This window comes from Psychrobacter sp. GW64-MNA-CIBAN-0177, assembly GCF_040309585.1.
Lineage (GTDB): Bacteria > Pseudomonadota > Gammaproteobacteria > Pseudomonadales > Moraxellaceae > Psychrobacter > Psychrobacter okhotskensis.
Window position 1 is genome coordinate 1 of record NZ_JBEOOY010000287.1, and the last position, 267, is coordinate 267.

General features: G+C 44.2%; 1 pseudogene. It reads left to right on the plus strand.

Annotated elements, in window-relative coordinates:
* A pseudogene (locus AAEY79_RS15110) lies at positions 1–130 on the plus strand (methylmalonate-semialdehyde dehydrogenase (CoA acylating)); the annotation flags it as partial.
* Between the last annotated feature and the right edge of the window lie 137 nt (positions 131–267).

Sequence of the window (267 nt, forward strand, 5' to 3'; positions counted from 1 at the left end):
TTTCTATGGTGACCAACACGCCTACGGCAAGCAAGCGGTACGTTTCTGCACAGAAACCAAAACTATCACCACTCGTTGGTTTGACTCAGAAGCCGTTAGCGGTCCTAACATGAGTATTGATCTTAAATAGAAATGATGTTTATTGCCGTGACGCTGTCACGGTAATATTTTTCGCTAAACAACAAGACCACCTTACCTCCCATTGCAGCTAGTAATGAGTTAACCGCTTAAAGCGGTATGCGGCTAAGGCAATAAATGACCCAAGAG